Here is a 16974-nt window from a genome sequence, read left to right as displayed (position 1 = left end):
AATCAATTACATAATATACTGCGACCATACATAGGATAAGGGCATAACAATTACCATAGCTGGAAGCATGTTCCCAATAGGAAACGACAGTATACCGCAAATTCTAAAGCCTGTTGCCAACATAAGAATACCTCCGGCAGCATTAAAATCAGCTAGCATGGCTGGTGTAGTCATGGGCATAATCAAGGTAGCTCCCAAGAATAACGTCATAAGGACTAAAAATTGCGGAATAAAAATAACTGCCACAATAAAGCCCAACGACGCGGCAAATATAATGGCTGAGAATAGATCTAAGATTGATTTTGTCAGTAAAATCGTTTGATCGCCAGTCATACCTGACTGTAATGCGCCAAACACCCCTGTGCCACTAGCACAAAATAACACTAGAACACCAATAAACTTTTCCATAAAATCCGCTTCATCTTGGCTGCTTTCTTTATTTGATAGAACTTTGTCTAATAAAACACGGACTTTTCCAGCGCCCCATTCAATAGCTGTTTCAAGCTTAGCAAATTCCCCTAGGGCTGTTCCCAAAATCACGGCTAATACAACGGCTGGAAGATCCTGTATCTTCTCCATACTTACAATTCCCATGGCCATAGAGGCCGCACCAAGTATGAGAGGCAACTTTTCCCGCAATCGTTGGGGAATTTTATGCCCCAGCAAGCCGCCAATAATCCCGCCAATCAATACAGTAGTCGCGTTTGTTATAACGCCAATTGGCATATTTTCAGCCTCCCACGCTGTTCCAAATGCTTTGAGCGCAGAACTCTAAAGAGTCTACGCCCAAAGTTCTTTTTTGATAATAATATTGGCTAACGCATTGAAGCGCCCTATCTAGAATTTCACATCAAGTTCAGCCTTCCAGATTACACTATCGTTTACAGAATTCGGCGCATCTTTATCATTGATTGCTAATCTTTGAATGTAAAACGAGGTTGTCGGTGAAAAAGCATAATTAATTCTCGCATCAGTAATTTGCTGCGCATGATTCACATTCGCACCGGAAGCGCCTTCCAACATAGCATAGCGGTTGAAGATGGCATTCTTTTGGGCATCAAGATATTGGTATGATACATTCCATTGTCCTTTTTTCTTCAGAACTTGATCACCATAGGTAATTTTGGCCGTTGCAAATCGCCCTTGTACGTCGGCGCTATTTCTACCATATTCAAAGTCAAGACCGACCTTAGGCGCTACAAGGAAGCCCACATTAGCAAATGTATATCTTAGCAAATCGACTTTCGCTGTATCATTTTTAAAGTCAGCATAGCCGAGTTGATATTTTACACCATTTACTTTTCCATTCAGAACGATGGATGCAATGTTTACATTATTAAAATCGGTAGCTTTTTTATTGCCCCAACCAGTAAAACCAGTAAGAGTTACGCCTTTATAAAAAGTCCCATACTGTGCTGTAACATTAGCTTCATCGCCAAGCCCCTTAATTTTCTGACTTACTTTACCGCCGCCATAGCTATAAAACGTACTGTCAACAATGATATTCATTGGATCAAGCACTAAGGCCTGTTCCCCTAAAGTAAACGAAGTATCCTTCCCTAGCTTCGTCGTATAGTAGTAGCGATCAATCAAATTATTATAGGTATTATTAGTGCCATTCGCCGTGGTTTGATTTTCCCCGCCAGCACTTGTCCAGGAATCATTCCAGAGATTATTTTTATTAGGAGCCTTCGTTACAAAGCGAAAGCCAACTGAAGAATCTTCGTCAACTTTTACCTTGGCATCCAAACGAATACGGTATTGATTTAATACTTGATCTGTTGCTGCTTTAGAAGAATAATCTTGATTTTTATATCTAGCACTCAGCATACCTGTAAATAAAACCTTGCCTTGATCACTTTCTAATTTTCCCAGCCGTTTATCATGATCAAGCAGTTTTTTATAAATATCGTTGTACTCCGCTCTTAACGCATCAATTAATAGCTTTTGATTTGCATCGGCTTTATCATACTTCTCCATGGCTCTAAATACCATTTGAGCCATTTCATAGCGACTTATGGACTTATCACCAGCAAAAGTATCTTTCTCAACGCCAGTAATAATTCCCGCATTGCTTAACTGTTTAACTGCTTGATAAGCCCAGTGAGAGGGACTTACATCACTATAATTCTCGGCGGCAAAGGCCGTAGTAGAAAAGCATAGTACCAACAGGAATAGCAATATATACGTAATTTTTCTCACGAAAAATCTCCTCCTAAATTAAAAGTTAATAATAAACACAGCTTAAATTATGCCAAAAATACAACCATGCAATAAGCGCCTACTAGTCCGAGACCACAAGGAATAAGGTTTTTACGCGCCAGATCCTGTGTATCGACTCCCACCATTGCGGCAGATACAGCAAGAAATCCCCATGGTACAAGCGTCGCCCCTGTCCAAATCGCAGCCATAACCGCCCCAGCTACTAAGTAAACTACCTTAGCGCCAATAGCAGTACCTAACGATACGGCTAGTGTGGCTCCCAGCGGAATGGCAGCAAAACCAGAACCGTCAAAAGCCGCCAATACACTAGCAAGCATACAAATCGCGGCAACGGCAAATATATTTAGCGGAATATGGGCAGCAAGCCAATATCCCCAGTCATATGTAAGTCCCTGCAATTTGGGATTGCCCACAATCGATTTAATATGATCGCCGCCCAGCCAAAAGAGCCCCGCAATAACTACCACAGGCCCAAATACCGTAAAAGCAAAAGCCCAACCTTGTCTTGAAAATTCAATTAATTTATCAAAAGCTTCGGCTTTATATTGACCAATCCCGGCAACAATAGCCAATGCGAGTGTCGTTGCACCAATCAAAGCAATGGCATTTCCGCCTTGAAACACTTTGTAATTCAGCATAACAATAATGTCGATGAGATAGGACAAAGGCATAAGGAAAGCCATAACCTTTCCTATCATACTAGCTTGTACATCTTCAAAGGCCAAACGAGCTTTTTCTTGCATCTCACTGCAAGCAGCATCTTCGCCTCGCCGTTTATGAATAATTCGATAAGAAATAATGGTTGTAATAACAACAGCTACAATTGATGTTGCCGCCCATACCGGAGTAATGCCCGCTAAGACATCCATAATCGGTAAATTCGTGGACTTTGCTGTGATATTGGCTGTACCAAGCGTAATAAAGTCTCCTGATAAAGCGATCCCTTTGCCATATATAGCTAGGGCCATACCAGCAACAATCCGCGGCATGCCTGCCACAATAGCCACTGGTACGAGTAACGTGCCAATTAATAATACAGTAGAGGTTGGCCTAATACATAAGGAAAGAAAGAAACAGGTAAGTCCAATAACCCAATAGGCAATAAAGGGGTTATTTAAAAAATTCCGTAACGGTGCAATGAGCACGCGATAGGCTCCGGTATCCTCCATGACTTTATTCATCATAACCACAAAAGCAATAGTCATAATGATACTCAGTAAATCAATCGTTGCTGCGGAAATAGCATTAAAAGCAACGACTAGCCCTTCAAAAATATTCCCTTTTAAGACAGAACCAGTTATGATAAGCCCTACAACCGAAGGAATCAGAGCGTCCTTACGCATTGCCAGGGTAATCAGTATCACAAGAATAGTAAGCATATAAACCCAATCAGCTAGAGAAAGTGTAATATTCAAGTTATCATCTCCATTTCCCATCAACCTGGTTGCTTTTTATTTATACTATTGCATCCAACTTAACCAAAGCAGAATATTGGGATTTTTTTCGATATTTATTTTTTTCTGTTAAATTTTAGTGAAAAAGAAAGGAAAACCGATTATTGCTGAAAAATCGAGTTTCCCATTCGTTATAAATTGCTTAAATGCTTTGACTATGCTATAGTCAAAGTAGTAGGTTATTGGTTAGCAAGGCCTACGGTTTTTCTCAGATACAGCGCAAATGTATCTGAGCTTTTTTATGCTCATTTTCACAATTTAAAGTTATTAAATCGCACTTACAGACTTTCTTTCGATAATGGCAGTATTGAAGATAATGTTGGCATTATATTTTTGATTTTCGCCTTCCATGATGACATCAACCGCCTTCGCCCCCATATCATAAAGCGGAACCTTTAAAGCGGTAAGCGGCGGCGTAATATAATTCGCATTTGGTAAATCCCCAATACTAATCATAGAAATATCATCAGGAACCTCAAAGCCTCTTTCTCGCAAAGCCCGCAGCGCACCTATAGCAATATTATCATTGCTACAACATACCCCAGTAAAAGGTAGTGCCCGATCCAATAGAAGATTTGCTGCTTCATAACCGCCTTTCCAGGAGTTATCGCTGTAAGCAATCATTAAATCATCTACCATCAAGCCATGATTTCTCATACTTAATTTGTATCCGTCTAACCTTTCAAGGGCGGTATAGGTATTTTCAGGACCGCTAAGATAGGCAATGGAAGTATGGCCTCGTTCAATTAAGTAATTGGTAATCACTTCACCGGCGATGCGATTGTCAATCGCGACATAGTCCATATCGAGTCCTTGCGGTGCTAAAGCAACAATCTTATGACCGTTATTTTGAAAACGATTGATTTGCTGTAGTAATTTTTGCTTATAAGATTCTAAATTAAGTCCGCCGCCACCTAAAATAATCCCGCGAACTTTATACTGCCAGAGCAATTCATGATATTGAATTTCATTTTCTGGATTCCTACCTGTATTACAGACAAAGGTCAAAATCCCGTATTTATTGGCAGTTTCAGTAACACCTCTGGCCATTTCGCCAAAATAAGGGTCTGAAATATCTCGCGTAATCAGCGCAATAATATTATTAAAAGACTGCCGCAAACCTTGTGCCGAAATATCAGGCCGATAATCTAGTTCCTGAATGGCTTTCATTACTTTCTTTTTAGTCTTTTCCGAAACAGGATGGCTTGAATTATTAATTACCCTAGAAACAGTTGGAATAGAAACTCCAGCTCGCTTCGCCACATCATCTATTGAGATTCTCGCCAAATTAACATCCCCTTTTATTCATGCGTATTCACTTCACACATTGATCTTTCATAATAACTCTAAGGATAACGTTTTCTTCGACATTTATTATATAGGTTTTTCCTATACAGTCAATCATAATATAATTGTGTATATTAAGCTATAAAGATAATGTGAGAATACATATGAAAAATGGGAAATCGATATCCTGTTATGTTGAATTACTAAAAAGAAGGGGAAACCGATTATTCATGAAAAATCGAGTTTCCCATTCGTTATAAATTGTTTAAATAGCTTACGCTATAGTCAATTTATTAGGTTATTGGCTAGCAAGGCCTAAGCTTTCTCAGATACAGCGCAAATGTGTCTGAGTTTTTTTATACCAATTTGACCTTGCCTACATCGCCCAATTTAAGAACATCTGTGACTCCGTCTTTTTCGTCCTGCGATAAAGGCATAATTGGCGGACGCATTAATGCCGAGCTAAAGATACCGCGCTGATATAAAACTTCTTTCATACGAGCATGGGCTTCACCAGTAGGTTCGCCGACACCATAAATCGCTGCTGACATTTTCGATACAGGAGTATTGGCTTTTAAAATTTCTTTTAAATCGCCTTCTTGAATTTTTTGATAGAGATTGCTGATCAGTTCAGGTACGCAACCGCAGAAGCCAATTAATGCTCCGTCTAATTCCTGGATTAAGGAAGACATGAGATATTCATCATGACAAGTCCACAATCCTACATGAGGCGCTTTTTCTTTCAGAATTCTTACATCGCGTTCATAAAGAGCTTGATTTCTTGTTCCCATTTTAATTGCTACAACTTGCGGAATTTTCGTCATTTCTACAAGCGTTTCTACAGGATAGAAACCTTTGGTATTAGAAGGATACAGGTGGATTACAATATTGATATCAGCTGCTTCAGCAACATCTTTGACAAACTTGATTGGAGTCTGAGGTTTCATGCCAAAACGCAACCACAGATGAGGCGGCATCAGAAGAATCGCATCTGCCCCTGCTTCTTTAGCATCTTTGGCATGGTCAATCGCTTCAAAAGTACCTTCCGCACATACGCCGGAGATAACGCGAACTCGGCCTTTAGCCTGATCAGCTACAATCTGCGTAACCAATTTTCTTTCTTCCCGATTGAAACCCGTAATTTCTCCAGTGTGACCATTAGTAACTAAGCCAGTAATATGTTTGTGTGTAATCAGCCATTCCACATAAGCTCTTAATTCTTTTTCATTAATTGAATAGTCATCATTCAAAGGTACCATAATTGCGGGGTTCAATCCCATCCATTTTTCACTCATTCTTAACACTTCCTCTTTATTTTATAGTTTGAAGTTATTGAATCTTGCTTATATACTTTCCTGTTCGGCGCGCACTCTGAGCAAGTAAGTATTTAGCAAGCAACTTACGGATAACGTTTTCCTTGTTTTTTATTATATTTACTTTTCTGATAATCGTCAAGAGATTTTTTCAATTTTTCCTACTATTTTCTATATTCTTTGTAATCACCTAAACAGTCGCTAAAAACCCAGATAAACCAACACTTATCTCTCTAGTAAATCGTATATTGATTACGGAAAACTACACTTTTTTTCTTAAAACACTTTCTTAAAATAAACCTAAATTTTATATTACAAACGGAAAACGTTATCCAATTAATGATTGATAGTTCCTTGTTTTAGGTATAAAATTCATCGCAGTCTGCAATAAAAAAGAAACAGAGCCTGGCCATCCAGCCATTTTCTGCTTCCTATCACACTAATCATTATAAATCCTATAGAGGGAATAACCACAATAATTACGACCAAATACGATTCGTTACCGTTTAATTTCTCCGACAGTCTGGACAAATTCAACTAATATGCCTTCCGTATGCTTCGGGCGAACAAAATTGACGATAATATCGCTAGTTCCTTGCACAGCATGCTGTTCAAGCATACCTAAGCCTTTTGCTTCAAATTCTTGACGTACGGCCTCCACATCATCCACTTCAAAGGCCAAATGAGCAATGCCGCCTTTGCCATTATTAAACTCGGTAAGAACCCCTTCTTTCGGGATAATGAACTCGAGAGGGCTCTCATTCTCGTTATATTTCGTAAAAATCAAATCCGCATGATAAGCTTCAACAAATCCGGTATAATCCACTTCTAAACCAATTTTCTCCATTAGGCTATGCGCTTTTTCTACTGAAGGAAGAACAATCCCCACATGATGCAGTCTCATTGGTTTCATAGTAAGCCAGCTCCTCTACCACTTTTGCTTTGAATTATACTGAATTAAGACTGAAAAGTGAAATTCTTATATATAATTCAGTGTATTTAGATTTTGAATAAGTGAAGAGCTGATGATTCTGCGGCAAAAAAAGCCTTAGCAAATTTGAAGAATTCACGAACAGCATGAGAAAGATACCGTTCTCGTTTCCAAACTAACGCCAATTCCAAATAGATCTGTGAATCATTAAAGGAACGTGAAATAACTGCCTTGCTATCAAACTCTTTACATATGGCACTTGGGAGCAATGCTATACCTAAATTAGCAGCAACCATTTGAACCATCAACTCACGCTGCCCTGTTTCAAACACAATCTTGGGATAAAATCCAGCCTCTTTGCAACGCGCAATAATCTTATCGTGAAGTTTAAAATCCTGATCATACAATATAAATTGTTCTTCCCGCAGCGTAGCAAAGTCAATTACCTTATCGTGTGATAAAGGATTGTCTTGATTCATAATGATCTGAAGTGAATCCCAGGAAAAACTAATTCGTTCAAAGGTGCTGCTATCTTCCGGCGGAATACTAATGCCAAAATCCAAGAGCCCATCATTGATTGCAGGCTCAATCTTTTTTGCTCCATATTCAAATAACTGGATCGTTATATTGGGATATTCTTGTTTGAATAATCCAAGCAGTTTAGAAAAAGGAGTGATCCCAGTTATAGGTGGCAAACCAATATGGATTTTACCAGACTGCAATTTAGTCAGACCATCTAAGCGAGCCGTAATATTATGAACGGAAGATACGATCTGCTGCGCTTGCTCCAGTATGGCTCTACCGGCATCAGTCAATTCAACAAATTTTGTATTGCGATAAAACAAGGTTACTCCCAACTGAGTTTCTAAATCTTTGATTGCTTTACTGACAGATGGTTGAGATATATGCAATATTTCTGCAGCTTTACTAAAATTTTTTTGGCGGGCCACTTCGATAAAATACTCCAGATGCATCGTATCCATTGATTCCCCATCCTTTTACGCTATACTTTCTGATCTCAATATAATGAATGACCTTACTATGTTTCTAGTTTAATATACAAAAAAGGTTCTGAGAAACTCTCAGAACCCTTGATTACTGGTGGAGACGAGGGGGATCGAACCCCTGACCTTTTGAATGCGAGCCAAACGCTCTCCCATCTGAGCTACGCCCCCACAAAAATTTTAATAACGTGTTTAGTATAACACAAATTCCCAATTTTTTAAAGACTACAAGAAAAAAGCAGGCTCTAGGCCTGCTTTCTTCTTAGAATTTATGGCTAATGCCGAAGCCGACTCCATCCAGCCGCGAGCTGCCATCTTCTTTATAAGACTTATACCCTACATTCAAGGTTGTCTGATTGTCCATATTATAATTGACACCAGTCTGCCATTCCGTATAACGGCTATTTGTGGTAGCCGATACATAGCCATCTACATTTTGTGCTAAATTGGCTGACAGACCCACTCCATAAAAGAATTTGTCGCCGCCGCCATTGCTGAAATCACGGTTACCAGCAATCAAACGAACATTGTCATTTACTTTATATTGTGCATAAACATCAGTTGTCTTTGCATCATAATTATTGGGAAACGCATAACCATTTCGTTCCACGCCAACAATTACCTTGGGAGCAACGCCGGCTTCCAAATAAAAGCTATCATCCTTCACAGAATTACCGTTTTGATCTAAATTATAATGATTGTAGCCAAGTACAGTTTGCCCTTCTTGTACATCACTTAATGGAGCAGCAAATACCGGAACAGCTGTTAAAAGAGTCCCTGTTACAATAGCCATAATTGTTTTTTTCATAATTATGTACCTCCTTGTCATCCTTGACAATATTTTATACTTTTTCCGATAAGCTTTAACCACAACTTATCTTTGTATGTATCATACTTTATTTCTATGACAAAATTATGACAAAGAGAAAAAACAAAGTTATACACCATTTCAACACCTTATCAACAGAGTTATCCACATTTAAACAAGCCTAATTCTTTTATTCGCATCATTTATCCACAAATTCAGTCGATAAAACTTGCTTCGTTATCCACATGGCGATAGTTTGTTCGCTTTTTACTTAACTGCCAGACTTTGAAATTTATTCTTTCGTAGATAAAATAAAAAGAGAAATGCTCTCGCATTTCTCTTTATTCTTTCTATCTACGATATGGATCGTAGTTACTGTCGTTTTCATGAAAACGCCATTGTTGAAATCTATTCAGTTGTCACCGGTTTAGCTGAGAGATTCAATGGATCAACCCCCTTGGATTCCGGCTGTTCTATTTCAACATCCTGTCCCATTGGACTCACCCCTCTCAATCTAAGTCGCTTTCGTAAGTAGTTATTATTATCTTCTACTTTTCTTTATTATATAGCGTCTATCTACCTTTAGCAATAGAAAAGTTATGTGTATTCATAATACATATTATTCATTAGAATTTATTATTCTAATGAATAAGTCTTAACATCTCTTTCTACGATATATAATTTAGAATGATTTTATCCAATCAAAAAGGAACGTTTCCTTTTCTGGAGAATAAAGCAAGAGCTAATAAAAAAGCTCGTGCTAGAAAGGAGAAAGATAATGCGCAAATCTTTCACTGTCGCACTCGCCGCCTCAGTCGCTTTGATAACAGGAGCCGCTTCTTATATGTTACTCACGCCAAACGAGCCACCCGCAGCTGCCAAGGAAGAAGCAGTTGTTTATCCGACCGCACCGCCGCCCCCCACTGGGGTACCAGTCAAAACAAGCGAAAAAGCACCATCTGATGCTTCAGTATCGCAAAAATCACCAAGTTTAGAAGAACCAAGCGAAGAAAAAGCAGAAACATTTCAGCCTCAGCTAAATAAAAATTTTAATAAACCAGCTCCATCACCCAATTTATCAGACTACGAATACTCAATTAAACAGCCTAAAAAACAAGAATATCACGTCTCACCAAATGTTTCCGTTCATAATCAGACCGTAGAAATTAAGTTGGATCAAGACGGTGATCAAAGTGTAAATGTAACAACATCTAAACAAGTCTTCTTAAAAAATAAATTCTAACCGCAACCTCGGGAGGTTCTAACTTTGCAAAAATCAAAGGGATTGCTTTGTTCTTTTCGGCCGCTCCTGCTAACATTCCTTACCATTTTACTGCTCTCCATCAATAGTCTGGTCTTGGCTTCGGAAGATCAGGAACAAGTATACTTAACGATCCTTTCTGTAAATGATTTTCACGGCGCCCTTGCCGATAAAGGTCCTGGCAAAGATCCAGGCGCCGCTGGATTAGCTACATTTATTCAGCAAGAACGCGCTAAAAATCCAACAGGTACACTGCTGCTATCGGCTGGTGACATGTTCCAAGGAACAGTTGATTCCAACCTGCTTTATGGCAAACCGGTCCTAGCCATGATGAATGCTCTTGCCTTTGATGCACTATCCATTGGCAATCATGAATTTGACTGGGGAATACCTGCTTTAACGAAACTAAAAGAAAACTCTCGCTTTCCTTGGGGCGGCGCCAATATTAGATTGCAAGAAGAAATTCCCGCCTTTGCTCTGCCTTACCCTAACACAAAGCAGCCTTTTATGATTGTAACAAAAGATCACTTGAAAATTGCTATTATTCCGCTGACCACACCAGAAACATCAACAAAGACCAATCCGCGCATCGTAAAAGACTACTCCTTTGAAAATCCCGCTACGACGGTAAAGAATCTACTGCCAGCCATCAAACAGTCCGGAGCCGATCTTGTGATCCTATTAGGCCATATTGGCAGCGTTCAAGACAATACGGGAAGAATTACTGGCGAGGCGGCTGATCTGGCGAATGCACTGCCTAAAAACGCTGTGGCCGCCATCGTAACAGGTCATACGCATCTCGTTGTCGCTGGCAGCGTCAATGAGATTCCCATAGTCCAAGCAGGCTATCGCGGCCAACATGTAGGAGAAATTCGGCTCACCTATTCGAAAAAAGAAAAACGAGTCGTTGCCGCCCAAGAAGAAACGTTTGATCTAACCAAGCTTTCTCTTACACCTGATCCGACCGTGAAAACCATTGTTCTCACCTATGAAGCGCAGATAGCGGCAACGAAAAAACAAGTCATCGGCCAAATTGGCGCCCCGATGGTCCACGAACGGTATCATCCCAGCGTATCACTTATGGGACAATGGGTCACTGATGCCATGCGCCAGGCGACCGGAGCAGATGTGGCCTTTCAAAATGGCGGCGGTCTCCGCGCCAGTTTCGCTACTGGACCGATTACTTTAGGCAATCTTTATGAAGTTCTTCCTTTCCATAATACGTTAAGTACCATGGAGCTTACCGGCAGAGAAATTCGCCAAATTCTCAGTTATGGCATCCTAAACCCAAAGGTAGGCATGCTTCAATTCTCAGGGCTTACTGTCGTCTATGATACTGCCCAGGAGCCGAATGAACGAATTATCTCAGCAACCCTCGCCGATGGTAGCCCCCTTGATTCCGATAAGTTTTATAAAGTAGTTACGAATGATTTTCTGGCCAGCGGCGGCGACGGCTATCCCTGCTTTACTACCGCTAGAAATCGCGAAGATACAGGGATTGATGTACAAGATATTTTGATTGACCAATTGCAGCAAAAGCAGCCGCTCACCGTAACCGATGATGAACGCTTCACCTTGCTAAATAATCCGCTAGATAATAATAAATAACACCTCGATAGATAAATAAATAAGAATACGAAAAAACGGCAGTCTCATACTTTGTTGATGAGACTGCCGTTTCTTTTTTGATTAGCTAAATAGAACTCGCTCGATCTACTACCTGGCGAGTTATCTACAAGTTAAGATTTCAAAAATACTAAATACGAAGCGCTATATTTCCGTCCTGATCAAAAGTAAGGGGATATGTTTCCCCAATGATTATATCGGACCGTTCCGAAAGTTCTGGCACAATCGCTGCCGATACAAAACACTCTGACAAGAATAGCGTATTAGGGATAATGACTAGGCGAAGTTTTTCCGGTTCAATACCGGATAAACTATAGAGTGCTGCTTCCATCACTTTTTCTTCGGTAGCAAAATACATCGGTATGGCCGCTCGCACGACAAAAGTGCTTGTAAGACAATTAAGATACGTTTTCGGTCGATCCATTTTTTGCACTAATTTTTCCGTCACAAAATCAGCCATCCCCACGCCGGTGGCATTTCCATGGGACTCTTCCGACAAATCAAGTACGGCGATACGCTGAATCGACGGCGACTCCGGCTCGGCCACACCATGAATCCGAGCCCGGCCAATAATATTCGTATCAATGCCTGTACCACTAAAATTTTTTCCCATTTCCTGAATAATTAATAGATCCAGCTCGGAAACTGGTAAAGCAGGCATAAGCGATTTCGAGTATTCAAGAACTTTACTTTCTGTTTCAATCATATTTTCCCGATCAATCCCTTGAATAAGCGCTGTTTCTTCATAGGCATTTTCCACAATAGCCAGACCGCCGAGAACAGGTACATGATCTAAAATTACTTGACCGATTTCGGTTAAGAGCCGCGGCAATTCCGCCGGGCCAAAACTATGGAACTGCTGGGCGCCTTTCGGGCCTCCCAGGCCGACAACGAGTTTTTTTATGAGACCGCTCTCTACAGTTCCTTTAAAGGAAGTATGGGTTTTGACGCGGTTTACGACGATAATACCATCCATAGACAAAGCAGACTCCAGCATATACGTAGCAAGGCCGCTTACCGTACGGGCAATGAGCTTCGATTCAGCACAAGTCAGAACAGGCGCCCCAAGAGCTTCTTCCGTAATACCGAGGCCATCGAGCATTTCTTTTTGCCCTGCCGCCGTACCGCCGCCATGGCTTCCCATCGCGGCAAGCAAATAAGGTTCGCCGCCTAAGGCCCGCACAAAATCAATTGTCAGTTTGAGTAGTGGCAGCAAATTTTGTATGCCACGGCTGCCCGCCGTAATTCCAATTTTTTGTCCTGGTTTAATTTTGACAGTCAAATTGAGTTTTTCTAGTTCTTCTGCTACCGTTTTTGGCAAATCGTTCACTAAGGGACGTGGGAAAACCTGTTTTACGCGATACATCGTAGGCAAATTCATCGACTTATCTCCCCTCATCACAATCTCATCTTAGCCTTATTATAATAATTTTTTTGATTTTTGTGGCAAAATTTTCACTGAATCAGCCAAAAGCAACCACAAAGCGGTCGTTTATTCACGCAAGACTCGTTATAAGTTCACATAGAATTCAAGACGCTTCGTATTGGCTCTGCTCACAGGAATCTCTGCTCCTTTAGCACCGCCCAGCTTCAACAAATAACCGCGATTGAACCATGATGCAATTTCCCGTACCTCATTCATATTGACAATATAATTTCGATGACAGCGAAAGAAGCTGGCAGGATCAAGCTTCTGCTCAAACTCCTGCAAGGAATACTTTGTATAATATTTATCACCATCTACAGTCTGCAGAAACACTTCACGGTTTTCTGCACAGATAAACTGAATCTTTTCTACGTCAAGAATCGTTGTTTTCTCATTAGCCGTAACGCCCAGCCTTTTAATATAAGGCACAGACTGCTGCTTGCGGCTGCGGTTATCAATCAGAATACTTTTAAAATAGAGCTTGCGGATTTTTTGCAGAACCCTTTGAATATCTTCTTCGTCAAAAGGCTTTAATACATAATCAAGCGCATTCACTGAAAAGGCTTGTAGCGAATAGTCATCATAAGCTGTCACAAAAACAATCAAAGGGCTGTCCGTCGCTTTTGCTAATTGAGCCGCAATTTCTAAACCACTTTGTCCCGGCATCTGAATATCCAGAAAGAGTAAATCAGGCTTAAATTTCTCTACTAAAGTCAAAGCCTCATCGCCATCATAGCCAATGCCAAGAACCTGAGTATTGCAGTTTTCCTCTAAGATACGACGGAGCAAATCAGCCATAACAGCTTCATCATCAACAACTACAGCCGTAAGCGCTTTCATTATGGATTCCCCCTTGTAATCATATAAGGTAAACAAACAGTCACTGTCGTCCCTGCATCAATTTGGCTGGTAATCGCTAAACCATATTCAGCGCCATAAAGCGACTGTAACCGTTTATTCACATTCTGTAAACCAATCCCTGTACCGCTAGAAGAAGGCAGCACCATCTCGCCTTGCTCAAAAGACTGTAACGTCTCTTTGGCTATACCTACGCCATTATCCTGGACCTGTACATATAAAAACTTACCTTCCGGCCACGCTTTAATCTCAACTTGACCGCCGCCTTTTTTGCGGCTTAATCCGTGGCGAATGGCATTTTCAACAAGAGGCTGCAATGAAAAAACGGGCACAGGATGACTCAGTAACTCTTCTGATATACTGATGACAATCTCCAGTCTAGAGCCAAAACGAACCTTCTCAATGCGGCTATAATGCGAAACAGTTTCTAATTCCTCGCCTAAAGTAACAATTTCCTGGCCGCGTTTTAGCATGCGACGCAGCAATTGAGCTAAGTCTTTAATCAAAGCACTGGCTGTCTTGGGATCAGCCAAAACCAGCGCTTGTACTGTTCCCAAGGTATTAAAGAAGAAATGGGGATTAATCTGAGCCTTAAGCATATTATACTCGGTCTGCAGTAACAATTGCTGTTTTTCCGCGAGCTTCTGCTGAGCCAATAATGGGCCGAGAAAATCAGCAATTCCCTGAATGACTTCTCGTTCAAAATAAGAAATCGTCTCATAATTGATTTTATAGAGCTTAATTGTGCCAAGAAGCTGATCTCCCACTAAAAGCGGTGCATCAATGACCGCAGTAAGCATGCAACCTTGATGGGGACAGCCGATCTCTTGACGGCCGCTAGTGATTACCGTCTGCCGCCTCTCAATGGCCCGCTTCGTCGCTGCCGTAATAATCGGAGTTCCTACAGCATGATGATCAGCCCCTTCGCCAATAAAAGCAAGGACTTTCTTATCGTCAGTAATACTGATGGCCGCTGCCTGAGTTTCATGATAAATAATCTGAGCAATTTCCGCTGCTGTATGCTCGTTTAAACCCTTTTGCAAAAAGCTAGTAGTTTGCCGAATCATTCGCAGTGATTTTTGTACCGATAAAGCCTGAGCCTTATCTTGTTCGCGAAACACATCGCCCACAATATAGCAAAAGAATACAACAGCAGAGCTATTGGCAAGAATTGTCGGCAGAGCAATCGCTTGTTCCAAGGCCACAGCCGCCTCAAAGGATTCTGATAAGGTAATGATCATAAATTTTAGCAAAAGTTCGCAGATAAGCGCCGTAGCTAAAGCCGTTTTAACTGTCATGCGCTCCTGTTTATAGATAATATAAACGAAGCCACTAATTAGTCCGGCCAAAATATTCGACCAGACAGCCGGCCACATGGTAAAACCGCCAATAAAATACCGCACAAAAGCGCCAAGGGCCCCAGCAATAAATCCGACAAGCGGTCCGCCCAAAAGCCCGCCGGCAATCGGTCCCACTATGCGCTGGTTGGCGCTTGAACCGAGAACAGGAATTCCCATCCAGGTACCAAGGATCGAAATACCGCCAAAAATAAAGCCTAGCATCACCTTATCTTGCAGGCGATATTCAGAGCGCGTCACAGTGCGGCGAATTAAGGGAAACCGCGTGAGAAGGTAGCCAACTATACCGATCAGCGACGTATGATATAAAATATTCAAAACTAAATCTGGATAAAAAAACACGCCTACACCTCTTTATTGCGGCATATCATGATGAGTAAGAATAATCAAAATACTTTTTTCTGTAAAAAAGCAGGAGAATCCTTCAGACTCTCCTGCTTTTGGGGAAATAAACATTGATCTGCAATTTTATTTAATCAACGCAAAGCCAAGTTCAATAGCTTTTTCATTCAGAGCTTCTGTTCCTTTTGGTACACGCGATAGAACCGCTTTCACCAAGGATTCTTTCGTTACGACATTCGTAATCGCCGTCATAGCGCCAAGCGCAACGATATTAGCAAACAATACTTTGCCTAAGCCTTCTTGGGCTGTATGGGTGATCGGCAGTTCATAGACTTTTTTATACTGTTTCTGCGGTAATTCTGTTACAAACAGGCTGTCTGTAATCAAAATGCCTTCTTCCGTTAAATCGCCTGTATATTTCTTACAAGCTTCCTGGCTCATAGCGAGTACCAGATTGGGCACGGTAATTTTCGGGAAGTGAATCGGTTTTTCCGAAATCAATACTTCCGATTTACTCGAACCGCCGCGCGCTTCCGGTCCATAGGACTGGGATTGTACTGCCAGTTTCCCGTCGCGAAGGGCTGCTTCTGCTAAAATAATTCCGCCTAGGATCAGACCCTGTCCGCCTGTTCCTGATAATCGTAGCTGCTGCATCTCTTATTTCGCCCCTTTCTGGGCCTGTTCAATGATCAGGTCATATTGTTTCGTATATTCCGGTGCTTCCGCTTTATGAAGTACACCAATAATAAACTTGTCGGCAAGCTGTTCTTCCGTCATCTTAGCAGCCTGACCCGCTGTTACGGCATGGTCTCTCTGCCATTTCATCATCGCAGCGCCGTCGCCGCGTTTGTTCTGACGACCAAAGCCAATCGGGCAAGCCGTTACCGCTTCTACTAAGGAGAAACCGTCATGGGCGATGGCTTCGGCAATGAGATCCGAAAGCTGCTGCGCATGGAACGTCGTACCGCGACCAACGAAGGTAGCGCCAGCGGCTTTCGCTAATTCTACTACATTAAAGCTCCGTTCAATCGTGCCATAAGGCGCAGTAGTGGCTTTACTATGGGTTGGCGTCAATGGGGAATA

15 protein-coding genes and 1 tRNA gene are annotated in these 16974 nt (G+C 41.2%); 2 read left to right on the top strand and 14 right to left on the bottom strand.

Annotation, left to right across the window (positions count from 1 at the left end; all coding sequences use genetic code 11):
* Positions 1-6: 6 nt before the first annotated feature.
* The 9 genes from AC0MXB_RS17220 to AC0MXB_RS17180 all read right to left on the bottom strand — a co-directional run bounded on the left by AC0MXB_RS17220 (position 7) and on the right by AC0MXB_RS17180 (position 9020).
* Positions 7-726: a DUF554 domain-containing protein gene (locus tag AC0MXB_RS17220; RefSeq protein ID WP_474040958.1), complete on the bottom strand. Its 720-nt coding sequence runs from the start codon at positions 724-726 to the stop codon at positions 7-9.
* 111 nt (positions 727-837) lie between these two features.
* Complete coding sequence (locus tag AC0MXB_RS17215; RefSeq protein ID WP_474040957.1) at positions 838-2202, bottom strand: S-layer homology domain-containing protein; 1365 nt, start codon at positions 2200-2202, stop codon at positions 838-840.
* Positions 2203-2249: 47 nt separating this feature from the next.
* A complete protein-coding gene (locus AC0MXB_RS17210; RefSeq protein WP_474040956.1) occupies positions 2250-3638 on the bottom strand; it encodes a hypothetical protein in 1389 nt (462 codons plus the stop codon).
* 306 nt (positions 3639-3944) lie between these two features.
* Positions 3945-4964, bottom strand: coding sequence for a LacI family DNA-binding transcriptional regulator (locus AC0MXB_RS17205; protein ID WP_474040955.1), 1020 nt, complete (start codon positions 4962-4964; stop codon positions 3945-3947).
* A gap of 356 nt (positions 4965-5320) precedes the next feature.
* Positions 5321-6259 (bottom strand): dihydrodipicolinate synthase family protein, encoded by a 939-nt coding sequence (locus tag AC0MXB_RS17200; protein ID WP_474040954.1) that lies wholly within the window; start codon positions 6257-6259, stop codon positions 5321-5323.
* 517 nt (positions 6260-6776) lie between these two features.
* Positions 6777-7190 (bottom strand): VOC family protein, encoded by a 414-nt coding sequence (locus AC0MXB_RS17195; RefSeq protein WP_474040953.1) that lies wholly within the window; start codon positions 7188-7190, stop codon positions 6777-6779.
* 86 nt (positions 7191-7276) lie between these two features.
* Complete coding sequence (locus tag AC0MXB_RS17190) at positions 7277-8191, bottom strand: LysR family transcriptional regulator (protein ID WP_474040952.1); 915 nt, start codon at positions 8189-8191, stop codon at positions 7277-7279.
* 116 nt (positions 8192-8307) lie between these two features.
* Positions 8308-8383: transfer RNA gene (locus AC0MXB_RS17185), tRNA-Ala, on the bottom strand.
* A gap of 91 nt (positions 8384-8474) precedes the next feature.
* Entirely contained in the window at positions 8475-9020 is a 546-nt protein-coding gene (locus tag AC0MXB_RS17180; RefSeq protein ID WP_474040951.1) for a hypothetical protein, read from the bottom strand.
* A gap of 778 nt (positions 9021-9798) precedes the next feature.
* On the opposite strand from AC0MXB_RS17180, the gene AC0MXB_RS17175 reads away from it, so the two are divergent.
* Both AC0MXB_RS17175 and AC0MXB_RS17170 read left to right on the top strand, forming a co-directional pair.
* Complete coding sequence (locus AC0MXB_RS17175; RefSeq protein ID WP_474040950.1) at positions 9799-10263, top strand: hypothetical protein; 465 nt, start codon at positions 9799-9801, stop codon at positions 10261-10263.
* Positions 10264-10287: 24 nt separating this feature from the next.
* Positions 10288-11889, top strand: a complete 1602-nt coding sequence (locus AC0MXB_RS17170; protein WP_474040949.1) for a bifunctional metallophosphatase/5'-nucleotidase — start codon at positions 10288-10290, stop codon at positions 11887-11889.
* Positions 11890-12037: 148 nt separating this feature from the next.
* On the opposite strand, the gene AC0MXB_RS17165 is transcribed toward AC0MXB_RS17170, so the two are convergent.
* From AC0MXB_RS17165 to AC0MXB_RS17145, 5 genes are all read right to left on the bottom strand, one after another.
* Complete coding sequence (locus AC0MXB_RS17165) at positions 12038-13288, bottom strand: nickel pincer cofactor-dependent isomerase, group 22 (RefSeq protein WP_474040948.1); 1251 nt, start codon at positions 13286-13288, stop codon at positions 12038-12040.
* Positions 13289-13417: 129 nt separating this feature from the next.
* Positions 13418-14173 carry a LytR/AlgR family response regulator transcription factor gene (locus AC0MXB_RS17160; RefSeq protein WP_474040947.1) on the bottom strand — a complete coding sequence of 252 codons (756 nt, stop codon included), beginning with the start codon at positions 14171-14173 and terminating at the stop codon, positions 13418-13420.
* Positions 14173-15891, bottom strand: coding sequence for a LytS/YhcK type 5TM receptor domain-containing protein (locus tag AC0MXB_RS17155; protein WP_474040946.1), 1719 nt, complete (start codon positions 15889-15891; stop codon positions 14173-14175). Before AC0MXB_RS17155 ends, AC0MXB_RS17160 begins: the two co-directional genes overlap by 1 nt.
* A 126-nt stretch (positions 15892-16017) precedes the next feature.
* The gene (locus AC0MXB_RS17150; protein WP_474039727.1) at positions 16018-16545 is read right to left on the bottom strand and encodes a 2-oxoacid:acceptor oxidoreductase family protein; all 528 of its coding nucleotides are present in this window, start codon (positions 16543-16545) and stop codon (positions 16018-16020) included.
* Between the two features lie 3 nt (positions 16546-16548).
* Positions 16549-16974, bottom strand: a 426-nt coding sequence (locus AC0MXB_RS17145; RefSeq protein ID WP_474040945.1) for a thiamine pyrophosphate-dependent enzyme, incomplete at its 5' end; no start/stop codon positions are given.

Source organism: Pelorhabdus sp. sgz311001 (genome assembly GCF_055901755.1).
The sequence above is the reverse complement of the archived record's forward strand: the minus strand, read 5'-3'. Positions and strand labels throughout refer to the sequence as shown.

What these genes read in the sequence shown, in the direction of transcription:
- AC0MXB_RS17175 (WP_474040950.1), top strand. Translation starts at nt 9,799, where the DNA reads ATGCGCAAATCTTTCACTGTCGCACTCGCCGCCTCAGTCGCTTTGATA.
- AC0MXB_RS17165 (WP_474040948.1), bottom strand. Translation starts at nt 13,288, where the DNA reads ATGAATTTGCCTACGATGTATCGCGTAAAACAGGTTTTCCCACGTCCC.
- AC0MXB_RS17195 (WP_474040953.1), bottom strand. Translation starts at nt 7,190, where the DNA reads ATGAAACCAATGAGACTGCATCATGTGGGGATTGTTCTTCCTTCAGTA.
- AC0MXB_RS17190 (WP_474040952.1), bottom strand. Translation starts at nt 8,191, where the DNA reads ATGGATACGATGCATCTGGAGTATTTTATCGAAGTGGCCCGCCAAAAA.
- AC0MXB_RS17220 (WP_474040958.1), bottom strand. Translation starts at nt 726, where the DNA reads ATGCCAATTGGCGTTATAACAAACGCGACTACTGTATTGATTGGCGGG.
- AC0MXB_RS17150 (WP_474039727.1), bottom strand. Translation starts at nt 16,545, where the DNA reads ATGCAGCAGCTACGATTATCAGGAACAGGCGGACAGGGTCTGATCCTA.
- AC0MXB_RS17160 (WP_474040947.1), bottom strand. Translation starts at nt 14,173, where the DNA reads ATGAAAGCGCTTACGGCTGTAGTTGTTGATGATGAAGCTGTTATGGCT.
- AC0MXB_RS17180 (WP_474040951.1), bottom strand. Translation starts at nt 9,020, where the DNA reads ATGAAAAAAACAATTATGGCTATTGTAACAGGGACTCTTTTAACAGCT.
- AC0MXB_RS17200 (WP_474040954.1), bottom strand. Translation starts at nt 6,259, where the DNA reads ATGAGTGAAAAATGGATGGGATTGAACCCCGCAATTATGGTACCTTTG.